Source organism: Acinetobacter sp. YH01020 (assembly GCF_013420275.1).
Lineage (GTDB): Bacteria > Pseudomonadota > Gammaproteobacteria > Pseudomonadales > Moraxellaceae > Acinetobacter > Acinetobacter amyesii.
Genome location: NZ_VOYN01000040.1, coordinates 1 through 19,003, shown reverse-complemented (window position 1 = coordinate 19,003; position 19,003 = coordinate 1). Strand labels below are relative to the sequence as shown.

The following is a 19,003-nucleotide window of genomic DNA, read 5'->3' as shown; positions in this document are numbered from 1 at the left end:
TTTAAAATAAATAGTGTTGTGCCAACGCAGCCAAACCAATCACCAAGAATACTAGGGCGCCAATTTTATGAATCAGTGAAATCGGTAGTTTTTCAGCTAGCTTGTTCCCAATAAATACCGCTGGCGCATTAACTAACATGATGCCTAGCGTCGTCCCCAAAGTCACCCAGCCAATACTGTCAAAGCGTGCAGCCAGTGCAACAGTGGCAATTTGGGTTTTATCTCCAATTTCAGCCAAGAAGAACAAAACGAAAGTGGCGGTGAAAACCCCATATTTTTGCCACTTATTGATACTTTCAGATTCATCATCCAATTGATCGGGGATCAACATCCACACCGCCATAGCAATAAAGCCCAGAGAAACGATCCACAATAAAACGGTTGGACTTAAAACAGTGGTAATCCATTGACCCAACACAGCAGAAACCCCGTGGTTCACCACAGTCGCGAGGAAAATTGCAATTAAGATCGGAACGGGTTTACGAAAACGTGCAGCAAGCAGTAAAGCAAGTAATTGTGTTTTATCGCCCATTTCTGACAGGGCAACAACAGCAAGGGAAATGAAGAAAGCGGTTAACATGGTGCATTTCTCTGGCTAGCAAAAACATATACCGATGACTTATCCCTCCTGCTAGCCAATGTGCAGAGTGATAAATCAAAGGTCTTGCCAACAAAAGAAAGCTACGAAGAGCTCATTTGGTTCTTTGCTATGATGACCATGCTCGTTTTAGAGCAAATATGTTGACCATCACCTTTTTACTTTGCGTAAAAAGCGGCTACTCCCCAATGAAGTAATGTTATTCTAGCGAGGAATGCATGTTTTCGCAATTTTAATTTTCGATGACTCAATTTGATATGCAAAACAATAATCAAAAATTTCAAGAATTTATTCAACACTATATACATGTGCAGGATGTATTAATTATTGCAGGTGGTCCATCTCAGCTCAGTTTTGACTTAACCACCATTCAGCCCTCAAAAAAGCTGCTAATCATTTGCTGTAATCAAAGTTTTCTTCAACTTCCTCAGGCTCAAATTGCCCATCATTCAGATTATGCGTGGTGGTTACACTATCAACCCATGCTCAAAGCATCCTTTCGAGGTGAGATCATTAGCGGATGTGGTTTAGGTCACAACCGTCCATATCCTGAACATGAAGTGATTAACTTTAAAACCGTGCGCATCGATACGCAAGCGGAGTTATTTCATTCACCGTACTTTGTTTATGGTAATAATTGCGGCCTTCAAGCCTATTCACTCGCACATCTCTTTCAACCGCAGCGTATTTGGCTGATGGGCTATGACTTCCAGCACCAACAGGGCCAAACACATGCGTATCAACATCAACATGTGCAAGAACTGGGGCATTATGAAAAGTTTTGGGGTTTATTTTTAAAAGACTTCCAACGCTTTGAACATTTACGACATAAGCTTTGGTCGACGGCGCAGCCACATCGTACGCTTCCACTCACCTATAACCTCAACGCAAACTCGGCATTAAAGCTCTACCCTTCACCCATTGAACTTCCTGATTGGCTTTGTCAGTCCACCACCACGCCATAAAAAAACCCTGCCAAAGCAGGGTTCATTTTGAAACTTAAACAGGTCAGATTAGATCAATAAAGTTCGGATATCTTTGAGCAGCTTCGTCAGTTTATTGGCAAAACGTGCAGCGTCCGCTCCATTAATCACACGGTGATCGTATGACAATGACAGCGGCAGCATCAAACGTGGATCAAAGCTTTCACCATTCCATACTGGCTGCATGGTTGCAGGTGAAATACCCAAAATCGCCACCTGTGGCCAGTTGACCAACGGTGTAAATGCCGTGCCACCAATTGAACCCAGACTGGTAATGGTAAAGTTCGCACCTTGTAAATCTTTCGGCGACAATTTTTTGTCACGTGCTTTTTGACTCAGCTCACCCAACTCAATTGCAATCTGCTTAATGGATTTTTGATCTGGATTACGCAGTACAGGCACAGTCAAACCATCAGGCGTTGCAACGGCAATCCCCATATGGATTTCATTGCGTAACAATACTGACTTGCCATCATCAGACAAATGACCTGCAAATTCACGCTCTTCTTTCAACAAATAAGCCACTGCTTTGATGATGAAAGCCATAATGGTTAAGCCAATACCTTCTTTCTTAAAGTTAGCTTTTAAATCATTACGCCAAGCTTCAAGATCGGTAATATCCGCAGCATCGAATTGTGTCACTTGCGGGATAAAGTTGTTTAAAGACAATTGCGGGATCGACACTTGTTGTAAACGCGTCAAAACTTTCTCTTCGACACCACCAAAAGCATCAAAACTTGGCAACTTCGGCAAACCTGAAACCTGTGCCACAGCTTGAGCTGCAGGTGCAGCTTGCGGAGTGGTCAAACGGGTTTTCACATAAGCGAACAAATCTTCTTTCATTAAACGCTCATGCGGGCCCGATGCTTTGACTTCTGCCAAAACCACACCCAATTCACGTGCAAGCTTACGAACGGCAGGTCCTGCATACACTTTGGCATTGGCAGCATTTTGCTCTTTGGTGAGCTTATCTGCGCCTTGTGGTTGCGGTGCTGTTTCAACTTTGCTTTCAGCTTTTGGAGCAACTGTCGCAGGCTGTGCTACAGCTGGAGCAGGTTTCGCTGCTGGCGCGGGTGCTGCAACAGCTTGACCTTCGGCTTCAATCGTCACTAAAGCGACGCCTTCAGAGACACTTTGCCCTAACTGAACATGAACCGCGGTGATTTTACCAGCTGTAGAGCTTGGCACTTCTACCGTTGCTTTGTCTGATTCCACCACGATGATGCTTTGGTCTTTTTCAACCACATCACCCACAGCGACTAAAATTTCAGCCACTGCTGCTTTATCAACACCTAAGTCAGGCACTGCAATTTCAACAGGTCCAGACGCCGCAGCCGTAGACGACGCTAGTGTTGCTGCAACAACAGGCTGTGCAGTTTCTTGCACAGGAGCCGATTCAACAGCAGCAGATGAAGCCGCCGTTTTTACCGTTAAAATCACTACGCCTTCTTTCACCACATCGCCAGCACTGATCGTGATCGATTCGACACGGCCTGATACAGTACTTGGGACTTCGACTGTCGCTTTATCTGATTCCACCACGATAATGCTTTGATCAACATCAATCTCATCACCAACAGAGACCAAAATCTCACTCACCGTAGCTTTCTCTACGCCAATATCAGGGACTTGCACATCGACACTTTGCGACTGAGGAGCATTGGCTGCAACAGGTGCTGCTGCAGATTGTTCTGCTTCCACAACCGGTGTTGGTTCTGCTGCTTGGTCTTCAGTTGCATTTTGTACTGGCTCAACGGTAGCAGCACTTTGACCTTCTGCTTCCAACTCGATCAGCACAGCACCTTCAGCAACACTGTCACCCAGATTAACTGCAATGCTTTTCACCACGCCTGCCGAAGTGCTGGGCACTTCAACAGAGGCTTTATCAGACTCTAACAACACAATGCTGTCATCGACGCTAATGGTGTCGCCGACTTTCACTAAAATCTCAGCGACCGTTGCTTTATCTACACCAATATCAGGAGTCGTAATTTGCATGATTAGTTCTCCTCTTTGTAGTCAGCCACAGCATGCAGTTCCGGCGTTTCCTGCGGAGCCCATGCCACTGGACGGTCAGTATCTAGTTCAAAGCTTGAGATGGCATCTTTAACTAAACGTGCATCAACTTCGCCTTCATCCGCGAGTTTTTTCAATGTTGCTACCACAATATGTGCGGCATCGACACCAAAGTAGCTACGTAAGTTGCCACGTGTATCTGAACGACCATAACCATCTGTACCTAATGCAACGAACGGACGATTGTCTGGAAGATAGGCACGGATTTGTTCGCTATAAGCACGCATGTGATCAGTTGCCGATACCACAATACCGTCTTTTTCACGAAGTAATTGAGAGACCCAAGCTTCTTTCGTATCTTCAGCCAACGGATGTAAGCGGTTGTATTCTTCACACGCCATACCATCACGAGCTAATTCGTTAAAGCTAGTGACGCTCCATACGTTTGAATGAATTTGATATTCATCACGAAGGATTTTCGCCGCTTTAATCACTTCGCGCAGAATCACACCTGAACCCATCAACTGAACCGTTGCCTTCTCATCTTCTTCGAAGAGATACATACCACGTTTAATGCCTTCTTCAGCACCTTCAGGAATAGCAGGGTGTTCGTAGTTTTCATTCATTACTGTTAAGTAATAGAACACGCGCTCTTGGTTCACGTACATGCGTTTTAAACCGTCATGTACGATTACTGCCAACTCATAACCAAAACATGGGTCATAAGAAATACAGTTTGGAATCGTATTTGCCAAGATATGTGAATGACCATCTTGGTGCTGTAAACCTTCACCGTTCAGTGTTGTACGACCCGCAGTTGCACCGAGCAAGAAACCTTGCGCCTGTGCATCACCTGCAGCCCATGCAATATCGCCAATACGCTGGAAACCGAACATCGAGTAGTACATATACATCGGAATCATTGGCAAGTTATTGGTTGAATAACTGGTTCCTAACGCAGCCCAAGCACTCATCGCACCCGCTTCGTTAATCCCTTCTTGTAACATGTGACCATCTTTGGCTTCACGATAGTGCATCAACTGTTCTTGGTCTTCAGGGGTATATTTTTGACCATGCGCAGCATAGATTCCCAACTGACGAAACATACCTTCCAAACCAAAAGTACGCGCTTCATCTGGCACGATTGGCACGACACGGTCTTTAATGGCTTTTTCTTTCAATAATGATGAAATCAAACGCACCATCAACATAGTCGTCGATTGCTCTTTACCGCCACTGCCTTTGAGTACCGCATCAAACACAGACAATTCAGGAATCGCCAGCTGCTCGCTTTCTTTACGACGTGCAGGTAAATAACCACCCAATGCCTCACGACGCGCCTTCATGTATTTCAATTCAGGCGAGTTTTCGCTCGGACGATAGAATGGCACTTCTTCAAGCTGTTCATCGGTAAATGGCAAGTTGAAACGGTTACGCACGTATTTCAACGACTCAAGCTGCATTTTCTTGATTTGATGCGTCTTGTTGACTGCTTCAATCTCTTCCGACAAACCATAACCTTTGACTGTTTTCGCTAGGATTACAGTTGGCTGACCATTGGCCTTCATTGCTTCTGCATACGCCGCATACACTTTGTACGGGTCATGACCACCACGGTTCAGGTTATCAATATCTTCATCGCTTAAGTTGCGAACCAACTCTTCAGCTTCAGGATATTTACCAAAGAAATGCGCACGCGTATACGCACCACCTTTCACTTGATAGCGCTGGAAGTCACCATCAACCGCCTCTTCCATCACCGCTTTTAAGGCACCTGTATCATCTTTTGCCAGTAGTGGATCCCAATGACGACCCCATACCACTTTAATCACCCGCCAGCCTGCACCACGGAACAATGATTCAAGTTCTTGAATAATTTTACCGTTACCACGAACTGGGCCATCTAGACGCTGTAAGTTACAGTTCACGACCCAAATTAGGTTGTCGAGCTTTTCACGACCTGCAAGTGAAATGGCACCTGTACTTTCAGGCTCATCCATCTCACCATCACCGAGGTAAGCCCAAACTTTACGATTTTCTTCTTTGATCAGGCCACGGTTCATCAAGTACTTTTGAATGTGTGCTTGATAGATCGACATGATCGGGCCTAGACCCATCGATACGGTTGGGAACTGCCAATAATCTGGCATCAAGTATGGATGTGGGTATGAAGGCAAACCTTTACCGCCAACTTCACGACGGAAATTATTTAAGTGCTCTTCAGTCAAACGACCTTCTAAGAACGAACGTGCATAGATACCGGGTGCACAGTGACCTTGATAATAGATCATGTCACCGCCAAAGCTGTCACTATTGGCACGGAAGAAGTGGTTAAAGCCCACGTCATATAAAGTTGCAGATGATGCAAAACTTGCCAAGTGACCACCTAAGTCATCACCGGTTTTATTGGCACGCAGTACCATCGCTAAGGCATTCCAGCGGATCAGCGCACGAATACGGCGCTCCATATCCGAATCACCCGGCATAGGCGGTTGTTCTTCAACTGAAATGGTATTTAAGTAAGGAGTATTTAGTCGCTGAATGGGAACGTGCTTAGCAATCGCTTGTTGATAGAGTTTTTCAAGCAAAAATGCAGCGCGGTCAGTTCCCATGTGCTGTAAAACTGAATCAAATGCGTCCTGCCATTCTTGGGTTTCTTGCGCATCTGTATCGCCATAAAACGCCATACTTCACCTATCCTATGTGCTAAATATATGGCTCTATTAGTACCATATTTTGGCTAGGCTCAGTTATCGCCACAAATGAATACGAAATAGCTCTGTTATTTATTTACTAAATACTCATTGATTAACAATTACACAAATTTACATTTTTGGGTCAATTTTCGCCATTTTTCAAACAGACAAGATTTTTTAAAATGATAATTTTATAGTTATTAGCGATAAATAAAAAAGCCATTGTCTGTAGAGGTTCAGACAATGGCTTCGTATATAGATGTTATATGTGCTTATGGTAACATCGCTAAATACGTTGATGGGTTTTTACGTTGACCATCTTTCACTACTTCGTAATGTAAATGTGGGCCAGTACAACGACCAGTACAACCAACGTTAGCAATATGCTCACCCGCAGCAACACGGTCGCCTACACGTGCAATTAAGCGTGATGCATGTGCATAACGTGTCAGGTAACCATTACCATGGTTAATTTCAACATATTGACCATAACCTGTGCCCCAACCTGACTTTGTTACAATGCCTGGACCCGTTGCATAAATAGGTGTGCCACTAGCCGCAGAAAGATCTAAACCTGAATGATTTTCTGCACGGCCACCCATGGTACGACCACCATAGTTTGAACTTACACGCTTCATGTCTGGAAGTGGGTGGGCAATTAACCATGAATATGGATTATTTGAACTTGCTGAATAGTTTTTAGAGGAATTGCTTGAACCGTATTTTTTTGCGATTGTCGCATTGTTGAGTTCAATTGATTTTTCACGAATTTTAACATTCAACTTTGTTTCTGCTGGAATATCAATATCATTGCTTTCAGAGTAAGCACCTTGAGACAAAGTGCGAGTTAACTGTTCAATACGATCTGATGATGAATCTGCTTGATTTAATTCAACTAAATCTGCAAAAGCGACTGAAGCGGCCGAAGCAACCAATGAAAACGCCAATAAAATACGTCGTAAATGCATAAAAAACCTCTATAAACTGTTCTCTTTTGTTCCTTGTGTGATTTCGTCCTTGATATCAGCCAAAAGGAGCGCATAAGATTAAGACATAAACATGTAGGAAATATGTATGTCAGAACCTGTCAACGTCTTTCAACCAACAAGAAAACACATAAAAACAGGAAACTTTTCGTTTCTCTCAACGCAAGTTGCTGCATGGCAGAAGCTTACGAAAATTGTCCAACCGCTATTACCCCAACCGGATCAATGGCAAGTCGTTTGTTATATAAACGGTGTACTTATATTAACTGGTGAAAATCAGGCACTGATAAGTCAGTTGGCCTATTTACAAAAGCAATATATTGCACAGTTATCACAAATATACGAATTCAAGGATTTACACAAGATTCAAGTTCGTCTGAGAACTCCGTCTCCAACGCCCCATTCCCCTGAAAAAATTTCAAGAACCCTCAGTACAGAAACTCAGGATTTACTCCGTAATGCTGCTGACTTTGTGAGCGACCCTAAGCTTAGCCAAGCAATGCTGCGTTTGGCAAGCAATAAAAAGTAACCACCGAGTTGTAACAGATAAATTTGAATATTCAGAATGTGACAGACTTAACACTTACAAATGATACAATATAACATCACTATTATAAGACAATGACTTATGTCACATTCACATAACTAATTGGGCAATCTTTAATGTCATCAAATGTTACAATTTCATAGCTGTCTGGATCACTTTTGACATTGCGTAATAACTGATTATTTAATGCATGACCTGACTTATAGGCATCATATTTCGCAATAATTTGATGACCGAGCAAATATAAATCACCCACGGCATCTAATATTTTGTGACGAACAAACTCATCTGAGAAGCGTAAACCTTCTTCATTGACCACACCATTATCATCTACGCCAATGGCATTTTCGAGACTTGCCCCTAAAGCCAAATTATTGGCTTTGAGGTAATCCAAATCTTTCATAAAGCCAAAAGTCCGCGCTTCACTGACTTCATAAACAAAAGTTTCGGTTGAAAAGTCGATAGTTGCCGACTGAAATTCTTTCTTAAATGCAGGATGGTCAAAATCAATCGTAAAATTTAATTGGAAACCATCATGCGGTTGGAAGGCAGCACGTTTATCATCGATCAGTGCTTCGACAGGTTTGCGTATTTTTATGAATTTTTTAGGTGCATTTTGTTCTTGTAGTTCACCTTGCATAAGCAAATAAATGAACGGGCCGGCACTCCCATCCATAATTGGCACTTCAGACGCCGACACTTCCACGATCAGGTTATCAATCCCTAAACCAGCAATCGCACTCATAATGTGCTCAATTGTACCCACCTTGGCATTTTCTTGCACCAAGTTAGAACACATGAATGCTTCTTGAATCAGCATAGCATCGGCTGGAATATCAATCGGTGGATTTAAGTCGATACGACGAAACACAATCCCCCCATCGGCATGATGTGGCACAAAGTTAATCATCACTTTTTGCCCACTATGCAGTCCGATGCCACTCGCTTTCACGATGCGTTTCAGGGTACGTTGTTTCAACATGTGTCTTCTATCATCAGTTCACAAAACCGCTATACGTTAGCATATTTAGCCATTGATAAAAAACAAAAAGGTAGCTGATCAGCTACCTTTTGTAATCAACAGACATTTAAGTCATTGAATTTATGTTATTTACGTTGCTGATTTTTCAAATAGTCTTGAATACTCATTGGCGTAGGGCGTGAATTGGATGCTGACGCCGCTGCTGCAGCTGGAGCTGCTGCTTCATTGTGCTGACGTTGAATCGCTGGCACATCATCTTCATCTACAGGTACTTGTGCAGAAGCGACTGTACGCGTTGCTTGTGCGACAGGGCGTTTCACTGGCTCAGCAGAATCGGCAGAATTACGAGTTAAACCCGTTGCGATCACCGTTACGCTAATTTCATCACGTGCATCTGGATCAAATACCGTACCGTAGAATACTTGACCTTCATCAAGATCCACAATTTGGTTCACCACATCAGTGATTTCTTCAATTTCACCGAAGGTTACGTCATCACCACCTGTAACGTTAATCAAAATGCCTTTTGCATTCATGATGGTCACGTTATCTAACAATGGGCTACGGATCGCTTGTTCAGCTGCTTGACGTGCACGGTTTTCACCACGACCAGAACCTGCGCCCATCATTGCATAACCACGAGTACTCATTGCAGTTTTCAAATCGGCGAAGTCAAGGTTGATATGACCCGGACGCACGACAAGATCAAAGATACTACGTACAGCATTTAACAGTACGTCGTCTGCTTTTTTGTAAGCATCTTTCATTGAAATATCGCGGAATACTTTAAGTAGACGTTGGTTCGGAATAATAATCAGAGAATCAACATGTTGCTCAAGTGCTTCGATACCTTTCTCAGCAGATTGCTGACGACGTTTACCTTCAAAGTTAAACGGAGTCGTCACCACACCTACCGTTAAGATACCCATTTCTTTGGCAATTTCAGCAACAACTGGCGCAGCACCTGTACCTGTACCACCACCCATACCTGCAGTCACGAACACCATGTCCGTTCCTTCAAGGTGTTGGCGAATCAACTCACGGCTTTCTTCAGCAGCAGTTTGACCCACTTGTGGATTTGCACCTGCACCCAAACCACGGGTACTTTGCTCACCCAGTTGGATTTTAAATTGTGCATTCATGCGATCGAGTGCTTGTTTGTCTGTATTGGCACAAACAAATTTCACACCCTCGATATCTGATTCCAACATGTGTTGCACAGCGTTACCGCCAGCACCACCTACACCGAATACTGTGAAACGGGCTTGACCGTTGCTGTCGCTTTGATCATCTTCTAAAAATTCAAATGAGGCCATGCCTAAAAAATTCCTAATCCATAATTGGCAGACACTTCAGCCCGTATACTGCCTTGATCTTAATAAAAATTGTTTTTTAGAATGCTGTCCAAGTTCCAGCTTGTCAAGTACAAGCAATAATCCGTACAACTTCCCAACAATATTCCCAAATATTTCAACTTAAAAGATCGACTTCAAGGTGTCATTGAAGCCCGACCATGCCCGTTTTACCCGATTCAATACTGAAAGTTTTTCCGTATCTTCTGGCTCAACGATCGTATCTTGTGTTTCGCTTTGACTGAAAATTAACAGACCTGCGGCAGTCGCGTATTGTGAACGACGTAAAGCTGCTTGCTGTTGATCATCGGCATACACTTGCATAGGTGGATTACCTAAATGTGCAGAGACACCTAAAATCCGGCGTGCAAATGTCACCATTCCTTCAATTTGGCAGGCATCACCTGTGAGTACAACACCATGGTATAAACCATGAATTGCACCATGATCGACCAATTCATTACGCACTTGATTAAAGATTTCTTCATAGCGCGCAATAATGATTTCGGTCAGTTCAATACGGCTAATGGTTTGTGGACCATCAATCCCTTGGAACTGAATCATACTTTCAGGTTTAACCACTTTCAGGTCGACACAACCATACAACAGCTTAATGCGTTCCGCTTCTTCTGTTGTGGTTTGCAATACAGCAGCAATATCACGTGTTACATGCTCACCGCCACGTTGCAAGGTATGTGTCATCGCCAAGCGACCATCTAAATACACCGCGATATTGGTCGTACCTGCACCAATATCGACCAAGCACACACCATATTCTTTTTCATCTTTAAGCAAACTGGCTTCAGCTGTTGCTAATGATGAAATGACCATGCGTTCAACACCAATATTGGCGCCTTTTAATGCACGATCCAAATTCTGCATGGTGCTGATGGGCAACATCATCAAATGATAATGCCCTGTCATACTCCGTGCTGACATGCGAATCGGGTTTAATACCCACTCAGGTTCATCATCTAGTTCAAAACCTAAAGGTACAGCACTCACCAAATAGTGGTCAGACGTTAAATGACTGGCTTTGGCCAGTTCTAATGCACGCACCACTTCATTGGTGGTAATCGCATGGTCATTATTTTCAATTGGAGTGCGACCAGAGGCATAAAAACTTTTTAGTTCAGCACTTGGAATGGAAATCCACGCAGAATGTACACGACATTCCGCCATATCTTCCGCTTCCTGCACTGCATTTTTAATTGCGGTAACAACTTTATCGAGACTGACAATTTTCCCTTTATTCATGCCGCGGTTACGAGCGGTCGCCATCCCTACCACTTGGATATTGTCTGGCGCGTGTACCTTACCAATCAAAACTGAAACTTTGTGTGTCCCAATGTCAATCGCAACAACCGAGGGAACAGCTTCATTCATTATTTACTACTACCATTCACATGTTTGTTTAATTTATGGCTTAAAGCCTCTACTTATAAAGCCGATCATTATGGCTTTACCGGCGCTGCATTCGCAATGCCTATGTCATCACTGGTTACAACAAACTGACCATTTACCGACTTTGCTGGCACAGAGTTTTTCCATTGAATCGCTAAACCATTTCGGTAGCGCAAATCGATGGCAGAAATTCGTGGCCATACAGGTTTTAAGTCACTGTGTGCGAGATAACTTAAACGCTGCAACTTACTCATGGTCTGATCTTGATCGACAATCACGCGTAAGCCTGAATCAAACTGCATAAACCAAGTCATTCGTTCGGTTAAATATAATTCTTTTAAACGAATGCCAACAGGAATAAATAATTGATTAATTTCATTATAGCGACGCATCATCATTTTGGACTGACTCGTCGGCCCATGCAATAACGGCAAATTCTGATGATTGGTCGGGGTTAATTCGGCAAATACATCACCACTATCGCTTAACAGTCGCCCAGTTCCCCAACGTGCAATCGCTTGACGCGGCATCACCCGTACACGAATTGCATTTGGCCAAGCACGCGATACCACCACGCGATCGACCCAAGAGATTTCTAAAGTACGGTCACGAATGACACGTAAATCAGAGGTAAAATAGTTTTCAGTCATCATCGGTGAAACGTATGATATGACTTGTTGTTTTTCTTGGGCGCTCCGCACACCCACCACATCAAGTTCAGCCACACGTGCATCCGTCATGACTTTATATAGCCCCCAAATTCCGGCAATCAAAACCACACATGCAATAAACAACAACAGCCATCCACCCACATTGGTAAGTTTTTCCTTACGTGTCGGTGGTTTGTCATGTATCGATGTCGTTGCTGCACGTTTACGGCGCATAGACGCAGGAAGTTGAGCCATAATTTAGTGTGCCGCACCTGTCAGGGTTTGTTCCAAAATTGCGACACAAAGATCATCAAAACTATAACCTACGGCATTGGCTGCTTTTGGTACTAGAGAATGACTGGTCATACCCGGAACGGTATTTACCTCAAGTAACCAGAAGTTTCCGTCTGCATCTTGCATCGCGTCAATACGGCCCCAACCACTCGCACCTACCGCTTGGAAAGCACGTAAAGATAAAGCTTGTAGACGCTTTTCTTCATCTTCAGTCAAGCCACATGGAATACCATATTGCACATCGTTACGGTTATATTTCGCTTCGTAATCATAAAAAGCCACATCTGCAGGCGGTTCTAAACGAATCACCGGTAATGCCTGACCATTTAAAATCACAATGGTAAATTCACGTCCGGTAATCCATTTTTCAGCCATCACGACTGCATCATGCTGGGTCGCTTTTGCAATTGCGGTTGCAAAGTCTTCAATTTTTTCAACTTTGCTCATACCAATGCTTGAACCTTCATGCACCGGCTTGATAATAAATGGCAAACCAATTGAATCTACAATTTCTTGTAAATTTGAATCTTTGCTGACAATACGATAAGGTGCTGTCGGTAGTTCTGAACCTTGCCAAACTTGTTTAGTTTTGACTTTATCCATACCAATCGCTGAGCCTTGAACGCCCGTTCCAGTGTACGGAATGTTTAACCATTCCAAAGTACCCTGAATTTGACCATCTTCACCACCACGGCCATGAAGTACGATAAATGCACGGTCATAAGCTACCAACTCAGTCACACTGCGTTGCTGCGGATCGAATGCTTCGGCATTTACACCCGAACGCACCAATGCTTCAAGTACAGCTTTACCACTATCGAGAGAAACCTCACGTTCGGCAGATTTCCCACCTAATAACACGGCAACTTTGCCGAATTTTGAAGCATTTGACACGTTTATATCCTTAAACTTTTATCTACGGTCTAAACAAACTTTGGATCACCAAGCGGTAATCATTTTACATAGAGATTGTTTTGAGCAAGTTCGATTGAGATTGCTCCAACATTACCTGCGCCCTGTGTTAATAACAAGTCATTTGCTTGTAACACTTTTTTCATTACTGCTTGTAAGTTGCCTTCTACTGGATCGATAAGAATCGGCTCAACTTCACCACGTAGACGAATGCTTCGAGCCAATGCACGACTATCCGCACCCACAATTGGTTTTTCACCCGCAGGATAAACTTCTAATAACAACAGTTGATCGACTTGTGACAAGACATCGACGAAGTCATCAAAACAGTCACGCGTACGGCTAAAACGGTGCGGTTGGAACATCATCACCAAACGACGATCTGGATGACTTGCACGTGCCGCTTTAATGGTCGCTTCCACTTCTTTTGGATGGTGACCATAGTCATCGACCAATTTCACCAAGCCATCTTCAACTTCAAATTCGCCTTGTACTTGGAAACGGCGACCTACGCCACTGAAGCTTTCTAAGGCACGCGCAATCGCAGCATCAGAAACGCCTTCATCCGTTGCAATACCAATCGCTGCCAAGGCATTTAAGATATTATGCAGACCCGGCAAGTTAATGGTTAAACGTAACGGCTCACGGTCTTTACGCAAAACTGTAAAGTGTGATTGCATGCCTTCTTGAGCCACATCAACGGCACGAATGTCGTTGTCTTCATTGAAACCATACGTCACGACAGGACGACCAATACGCGGCATAATTTCACGGATGTTGGCATCATCACCACACATCACAGCTAAACCGTAAAATGGAAGGCGCTGTAAGAATTGTACGAAGGTATCTTTCAATACATCGAAGCTACCGCCATAGGTATCCATATGGTCCGCGTCGATATTAGTGACAATCGTTGCCATCGGCTGTAAATGCAGGAATGACGCATCTGACTCGTCCGCTTCTGCCACGATATAACGACTTGCACCCAATGCAGCATTCACACCAGTACGATTTAACAAACCACCAATGACATAAGTTGGATCCAGATTTTCTTCTGCCAACATGCAGGTCACAAGACTGGTTGTCGTGGTTTTACCATGCGTCCCAGCAACGGCAATACCATGACGGTAACGCATTAATTCACCCAACATTTCTGCACGACGTACAACAGGTGTACGGGTTTCAATCGCCGCTTTCACTTCTGGGTTTTCAGAATCAATGGCTGTTGATACCACGATTACATTGGCGCCTTGAATATTTTCAGCAGCATGACCGATGAAAACTTGAATGCCGTTTTCTTCAAGCTGAGCCGTAGTTTTCGACGCTTTAATATCTGAACCTGAAACTTTATAGCCTTGGTTTTTCAATACTTCGGCAATACCGCACATGCCCGCACCACCAATCCCAATAAAATGGATGTGTTTAATACGGCGCATTTCTGGCACTTTAATGAGCTTTTTCGCTTGATCGGCAGGCGTTGATGGAGACATAGATTACTCGAATTTTACAAATCTTGAATTAAACCAACCACGTGCTGTGTCGCATCGGGTTGTGCCTGTTGTCGAGCCTTAACCGCCATTTCCATAAGTCGTTGGCGATTCATCAGCGGCTTCAACAACGCTGTTAAACTTTCTGCGGTCATGTCCGCTTGTGGGCAAATTTTTGCGGCATTGATATTGGCCAAGAATCCGGCATTTGCAGTTTGATGGTCATCCACTGCACTTGGCAGAGGAACAAACACGGCTGCTACACCCGCTGTCGCAATTTCAGTGACGGTTAGCGCACCAGCACGGCAGATAATCAAATCCGCTGCAGAATAGGCTGCTGCCATATCTTCAATAAACGGCTGAACTTCAACTTGCATATGTTCAGGTGCATTTGCATAACGAGCCAATGTGCTTTCAGCATTATTTTGACCACACTGATGATATACACTGAGGGGCTGTTCTAATTGCTGCAAAGCAGCCGGCACACATTCATTTAAGGCACGTGCGCCCAGTGAGCCACCTACAATTAAAACCCGTAATGGCAACCCAGCTTTTTCACGCTCTTGGTAACGCCATGACGGATTTAAAATTTCTGTAATTTCCTTCCGTACAGGATTGCCTGTGGTCACGATTTTATCTTGAGCTGGAAAAGTATTTGGAAATGCCTGACACACCGTTTTCGCCACACGCGATAATTGCGTATTGGTAAAACCTGCCACAGCATTTTGTTCATGGATAATAACCGGAATACCCAATGCACGAGCCGCCAAACCACCCGGTCCAGCCACGTAACCCCCAAAGCCTGCAACTGCATCAACTTCGAGTTGTTTCATATAACGCATGGCACTCAAAGTAGCTTTGAGAATTTTAAACGGTGCCATCAGCTTACGCACGACTCCATTGCCGCGTACGCCTTGGATATCAATTTGATAAATTGGAATATTATGATTTTTAAGCAGGCGATTTTCCATGCCTGTTGGCGTTGCGAGCCAAGAAACTTCACAGCCTTGTTGTTGCAACTCTTTGGCAACAGCGAGCGCTGGAAAGACGTGACCACCGGTTCCGGCAGCCATCATCATGACATGTTTCGGCTTTACTTGCGTTACTTCGGTCACTGTCTAATTCTTCAATTCTAAAAAGAGGCTAATGATATTCGATTTTAAGCAAACAATTGTAATCACAAACGCATGACCGTGAAAGGTAATTTACTTTTTTTCAACAGGCGTATGATTGTTTTTTTCTACTATTTTAAAAGTTTAAACTAGTTTTATTATTAATCTATGAGAATTGAAAAAAAATCAGACAATTTTTCACTTTAATTGCATTCACTTACATTTTTTTTGCTTTTTAAGCTCCCCTCCCCTGAGGGCAGGACAAAAAAAGAGCCCGTGGAGGACTCTTTTAAATCTAGTGCAAAATTAAGCTTTTAAACCTGCCTCAAGGACATCGAATAAATCATCGGCAATCGAGGTGCCAAATTGCGCATCAATTTCACGTACGCAGGTTGGACTGGTGACATTAATTTCAGTCACGTAATTACCAATCACATCCAGACCGACAAACACTAACCCTTTTTCACGAAGGAATGGCCCAACTTTGGCTGCAATGGCTTTATCATTTTCGGTCAATGGACGCGCCTCGCCCAAACCACCTGCCGCCAAGTTGCCACGCACTTCGCCATTTTGCGGAATACGCGCCAAACAATACGGCACGGGCTCGCCATTGATCATCAAGATGCGCTTGTCGCCATCCACAATTTCAGGGATGTATCTCTGCGCCATAATCGGCTGTGTGCCGTTATTGGTCAGGATTTCAATGGTTGAACCAATATTAACGCCATCTTGGTATAAACGGAAAATGCCCATACCGCCCATGCCATCTAATGGTTTCACGATCACATCGCCGTGTTCGTGCAAAAATTCACGAATCAGGCTTTGCTGCGAGGTCACCAAGGTCGGTACTTGAAGTTCAGGGAATTGCGTCGCAAACAATTTTTCATTGCAGTCACGTAGGCTTTGTGGCTTGTTAATAATCCATGCGCCTTCGCGTTCAGCCTGTTCCAAAATATAGGTGGTGTAGACAAAGTTCATGTCAAACGGAGGATCTTTACGCATCAAAACTACGTCATAAGCAGCAATGGATTCTTTTTGTTTTTCGCCGAGTTCAAAATAGTGATTGTAGTCTTCAAAAACTTTTAGCGGTGAAATCAAACCAAAGGCTTTGCCGTGATCGATATATAAATCTTGCTGTAATGCATAGCCTAGCTCATGTCCACGACGTGCTGCTGCCCATAGCATCGCCATTGAGGTATCTTTTTTTAGGTTTACATTTTCGATGGGATCCATCACAACAAGTACACGCATTATTCAGTGCTCTGTTCATTATCAATTTATGAACGAGTATAGCCGAGATTTTTCTTTTGTTTATTCTGATTTTGCATGTGTATGTATGGATTCGTGTGATGCAGGCGATAATTCAAAACATTTCTATCATCGGCTTTATCTCAATAATGGAAATAAGCTTTAATAACATCATGTGATAGGTCTGTGTAAATAAATACCAAAGCATTGCTACCTGTTTAATTACTTCCAAATATACTTAGCCCTATTTTTGGTTAAAAAATACGTGATTTTTTATTTTTTTTAGATATTGTGTTAATTATTGTAAATAAAAAAAATAGAATTCATTGATGATCAACATTGAGCAGATGGCTATCATTCTTGATGCTTTACCAGACCCTGCATTTGTCATATAACGTAGTGGAAAATACGTTGCAGTTTTTGGCGGGCGCGATAATCGTTATTACCACGATGGTTCCGGTCTTGTTGGTACCTATATTTCAGATGTGATCAAGCCAGATAAAGCCAACTTTTTTATGCAATTGATCGACCAAGCTCTAGCGTCAGGAAATCTACTCATCGAAGAGTACGAATTGAGCAATAGGGATGTAAAAGGTCTGCCCGATTATGGTCCTGAAGAGTCCATTTGGTTTGAGGTGCGCATCCAAGCTCTCAGTTTTTCGGTAGATGAAGAAGACGTTGTACTTTGGGTCGCAAGTAATATTTCAGCGCGTCACAACCTGGAAATCAAGCTGAAAGAACTCAGCCATACAGATCAGTTAACCGGTCTTTTCAACCGAAGAAAATTAGAGCATGACTTAGCATTACATTATGAATCATACCTACGGCATTCCATACAGACCTCGATCTTGATGTTCGATCTTGATAACCTCAAAAAGATCAACGACAGCAAAGGCCATCATGTTGGTGATGAGGCAATCCGAGCAGTCGCAGATATTCTTCGTTTAACGCTGCGTAAGACCGATTGCGCCTGCCGCTTAGGTGGAGATGAGTTTGTGGTCGCCTTGCCCAACACGGGCTGCGAGCAGGCCATCCAGTTTGCCAAACGGATTCATGAACATTCCAGAAAAGAATTAAGTCGGTTTTCAATAGATAACGCGCATGTCACCGTGAGCATAGGAGTGACAACCATCATGCCTGAAGATTGCACCTACGAAGATACAATTCAACGTGCTGATCTAGCGCTGTATAAAGCTAAACATGGCGGGAAAAATAGAATTGTCGCGGCCTAAGTGTGCGCCAGAAATAAACCAAATTTCACAGTCTATTTTGCAATTCGATATTCAAGCCGTTGTGATTGCTCAACATGAACTCTTTTCCCTTTTCAGCATCATTTTAATTTAGATAGGTGTTTAATATGCAGCAAGCCATTGTTGATTTTGCCTTGGATGATGAAAATCATTGGTATGCCATTTTAGCTTGTGGTCATACACAGCATGTCCGCCATGATCCTCCATGGCAAAACCGTCCTTGGGTTATCACTGAGCAAGGACGGAAAGAAAAGTTAGGGGTAATGTTGGAATGTAAGAAGTGTGATGAAGAGATGTTATTCACCAATTAAAATGTCTATGCGATAAACCATTTAAAATGTCCTGTTTTTAACTACAAGAGTCAAGCACAGGATTTAGATTTCGTTCTTGAATTGCTGTTTTCTGTGCACGTCTGCTTGGCATCTTTTGAGAACGATTGCGTTTATTTTGTTGTTCTAGTTCTTCATGCTGCTGTTGAATATGGGC

16 protein-coding genes, 1 pseudogene and 1 riboswitch are annotated in these 19,003 nt (G+C 43.3%); of the genes and pseudogenes, 4 read left to right on the top strand and 13 right to left on the bottom strand.

Features of this window, described 5'->3' with window-relative positions:
- Nucleotide 1 precedes the first annotated feature (1 nt).
- Nucleotides 2-580, bottom strand: a complete 579-nt coding sequence (locus FTT85_RS13720) for a TMEM165/GDT1 family protein (RefSeq protein WP_180041739.1) — start codon at nt 578-580, stop codon at nt 2-4.
- A gap of 74 nt (nt 581-654) precedes the next feature.
- A riboswitch (yybP-ykoY riboswitch) is annotated at nt 655-797 on the bottom strand.
- A 43-nt stretch (nt 798-840) separates the two neighbouring features.
- On the opposite strand from FTT85_RS13720, the gene FTT85_RS13715 reads away from it, so the two are divergent.
- Nucleotides 841-1,563, top strand: a complete 723-nt coding sequence (locus FTT85_RS13715) for a methyltransferase type 11 (protein WP_218955481.1) — start codon at nt 841-843, stop codon at nt 1,561-1,563.
- A gap of 48 nt (nt 1,564-1,611) precedes the next feature.
- Here FTT85_RS13715 and FTT85_RS13710 read toward each other — a convergent pair whose 3' ends face one another.
- The 3 genes from FTT85_RS13710 to FTT85_RS13700 all read right to left on the bottom strand — a co-directional run bounded on the left by FTT85_RS13710 (nt 1,612) and on the right by FTT85_RS13700 (nt 7,261).
- A complete protein-coding gene (locus FTT85_RS13710) occupies nt 1,612-3,579 on the bottom strand; it encodes a 2-oxo acid dehydrogenase subunit E2 (protein ID WP_180183777.1) in 1,968 nt (655 codons plus the stop codon).
- A gap of 2 nt (nt 3,580-3,581) precedes the next feature.
- Entirely contained in the window at nt 3,582-6,284 is a 2,703-nt protein-coding gene (aceE, locus tag FTT85_RS13705) for a pyruvate dehydrogenase (acetyl-transferring), homodimeric type (RefSeq protein WP_078190568.1), read from the bottom strand.
- Between the two features lie 281 nt (nt 6,285-6,565).
- Nucleotides 6,566-7,261, bottom strand: a complete 696-nt coding sequence (locus FTT85_RS13700) for a M23 family metallopeptidase (RefSeq protein ID WP_180183776.1) — start codon at nt 7,259-7,261, stop codon at nt 6,566-6,568.
- A 106-nt stretch (nt 7,262-7,367) separates the two neighbouring features.
- On the opposite strand from FTT85_RS13700, the gene FTT85_RS13695 reads away from it, so the two are divergent.
- The gene (locus FTT85_RS13695; protein WP_111884464.1) at nt 7,368-7,808 is read left to right on the top strand and encodes a DciA family protein; all 441 of its coding nucleotides are present in this window, start codon (nt 7,368-7,370) and stop codon (nt 7,806-7,808) included.
- 97 nt (nt 7,809-7,905) lie between these two features.
- Here the strand turns inward: FTT85_RS13695 and lpxC are convergent, their stop codons facing one another.
- The 8 genes from lpxC to gshB all read right to left on the bottom strand — a co-directional run bounded on the left by lpxC (nt 7,906) and on the right by gshB (nt 17,270).
- Entirely contained in the window at nt 7,906-8,808 is a 903-nt protein-coding gene (gene lpxC, locus FTT85_RS13690; protein WP_078193215.1) for a UDP-3-O-acyl-N-acetylglucosamine deacetylase, read from the bottom strand.
- A gap of 125 nt (nt 8,809-8,933) precedes the next feature.
- A complete protein-coding gene (gene ftsZ, locus FTT85_RS13685) occupies nt 8,934-10,124 on the bottom strand; it encodes a cell division protein FtsZ (protein WP_078193216.1) in 1,191 nt (396 codons plus the stop codon).
- Nucleotides 10,125-10,283: 159 nt separating this feature from the next.
- Nucleotides 10,284-11,546, bottom strand: coding sequence for a cell division protein FtsA (ftsA, locus tag FTT85_RS13680; RefSeq protein ID WP_078190573.1), 1,263 nt, complete (start codon nt 11,544-11,546; stop codon nt 10,284-10,286).
- A 68-nt stretch (nt 11,547-11,614) separates the two neighbouring features.
- Nucleotides 11,615-12,469, bottom strand: a complete 855-nt coding sequence (locus FTT85_RS13675) for a cell division protein FtsQ/DivIB (RefSeq protein WP_078193218.1) — start codon at nt 12,467-12,469, stop codon at nt 11,615-11,617.
- Between the two features lie 3 nt (nt 12,470-12,472).
- The gene (locus FTT85_RS13670) at nt 12,473-13,402 is read right to left on the bottom strand and encodes a D-alanine--D-alanine ligase (protein WP_180164606.1); all 930 of its coding nucleotides are present in this window, start codon (nt 13,400-13,402) and stop codon (nt 12,473-12,475) included.
- Nucleotides 13,403-13,461: 59 nt separating this feature from the next.
- Nucleotides 13,462-14,910 carry a UDP-N-acetylmuramate--L-alanine ligase gene (murC, locus tag FTT85_RS13665; protein WP_078190576.1) on the bottom strand — a complete coding sequence of 483 codons (1,449 nt, stop codon included), beginning with the start codon at nt 14,908-14,910 and terminating at the stop codon, nt 13,462-13,464.
- A 14-nt stretch (nt 14,911-14,924) separates the two neighbouring features.
- The gene (gene murG / locus FTT85_RS13660) at nt 14,925-16,022 is read right to left on the bottom strand and encodes an undecaprenyldiphospho-muramoylpentapeptide beta-N-acetylglucosaminyltransferase (RefSeq protein WP_180170766.1); all 1,098 of its coding nucleotides are present in this window, start codon (nt 16,020-16,022) and stop codon (nt 14,925-14,927) included.
- Nucleotides 16,023-16,325: 303 nt separating this feature from the next.
- Complete coding sequence (gene gshB / locus FTT85_RS13655; RefSeq protein ID WP_180109615.1) at nt 16,326-17,270, bottom strand: glutathione synthase; 945 nt, start codon at nt 17,268-17,270, stop codon at nt 16,326-16,328.
- A gap of 482 nt (nt 17,271-17,752) precedes the next feature.
- Between gshB and FTT85_RS13650 the strand changes: the two genes are divergently transcribed.
- The gene (locus tag FTT85_RS13650) at nt 17,753-18,499 is read left to right on the top strand and encodes a GGDEF domain-containing protein (RefSeq protein WP_373886893.1); all 747 of its coding nucleotides are present in this window, start codon (nt 17,753-17,755) and stop codon (nt 18,497-18,499) included.
- Between the two features lie 125 nt (nt 18,500-18,624).
- Complete coding sequence (locus FTT85_RS13645) at nt 18,625-18,828, top strand: DUF3565 domain-containing protein (RefSeq protein WP_180049730.1); 204 nt, start codon at nt 18,625-18,627, stop codon at nt 18,826-18,828.
- A 37-nt stretch (nt 18,829-18,865) separates the two neighbouring features.
- Here FTT85_RS13645 and FTT85_RS13640 read toward each other — a convergent pair.
- Nucleotides 18,866-19,003, bottom strand: a pseudogene (locus FTT85_RS13640) (ISNCY family transposase); the annotation flags it as partial.

What these genes read in the sequence shown, in the direction of transcription:
- FTT85_RS13710 (WP_180183777.1), bottom strand. Translation starts at nt 3,579, where the DNA reads ATGCAAATTACGACTCCTGATATTGGTGTAGATAAAGCAACGGTCGCT.
- aceE (WP_078190568.1), bottom strand. Translation starts at nt 6,284, where the DNA reads ATGGCGTTTTATGGCGATACAGATGCGCAAGAAACCCAAGAATGGCAG.
- murC (WP_078190576.1), bottom strand. Translation starts at nt 14,910, where the DNA reads ATGTCTCCATCAACGCCTGCCGATCAAGCGAAAAAGCTCATTAAAGTG.
- lpxC (WP_078193215.1), bottom strand. Translation starts at nt 8,808, where the DNA reads ATGTTGAAACAACGTACCCTGAAACGCATCGTGAAAGCGAGTGGCATC.
- ftsZ (WP_078193216.1), bottom strand. Translation starts at nt 10,124, where the DNA reads ATGGCCTCATTTGAATTTTTAGAAGATGATCAAAGCGACAGCAACGGT.
- FTT85_RS13645 (WP_180049730.1), top strand. Translation starts at nt 18,625, where the DNA reads ATGCAGCAAGCCATTGTTGATTTTGCCTTGGATGATGAAAATCATTGG.
- FTT85_RS13675 (WP_078193218.1), bottom strand. Translation starts at nt 12,469, where the DNA reads ATGGCTCAACTTCCTGCGTCTATGCGCCGTAAACGTGCAGCAACGACA.
- gshB (WP_180109615.1), bottom strand. Translation starts at nt 17,270, where the DNA reads ATGCGTGTACTTGTTGTGATGGATCCCATCGAAAATGTAAACCTAAAA.
- ftsA (WP_078190573.1), bottom strand. Translation starts at nt 11,546, where the DNA reads ATGAATGAAGCTGTTCCCTCGGTTGTTGCGATTGACATTGGGACACAC.
- FTT85_RS13700 (WP_180183776.1), bottom strand. Translation starts at nt 7,261, where the DNA reads ATGCATTTACGACGTATTTTATTGGCGTTTTCATTGGTTGCTTCGGCC.
- FTT85_RS13695 (WP_111884464.1), top strand. Translation starts at nt 7,368, where the DNA reads ATGTCAGAACCTGTCAACGTCTTTCAACCAACAAGAAAACACATAAAA.
- FTT85_RS13715 (WP_218955481.1), top strand. Translation starts at nt 841, where the DNA reads ATGACTCAATTTGATATGCAAAACAATAATCAAAAATTTCAAGAATTT.
- FTT85_RS13720 (WP_180041739.1), bottom strand. Translation starts at nt 580, where the DNA reads ATGTTAACCGCTTTCTTCATTTCCCTTGCTGTTGTTGCCCTGTCAGAA.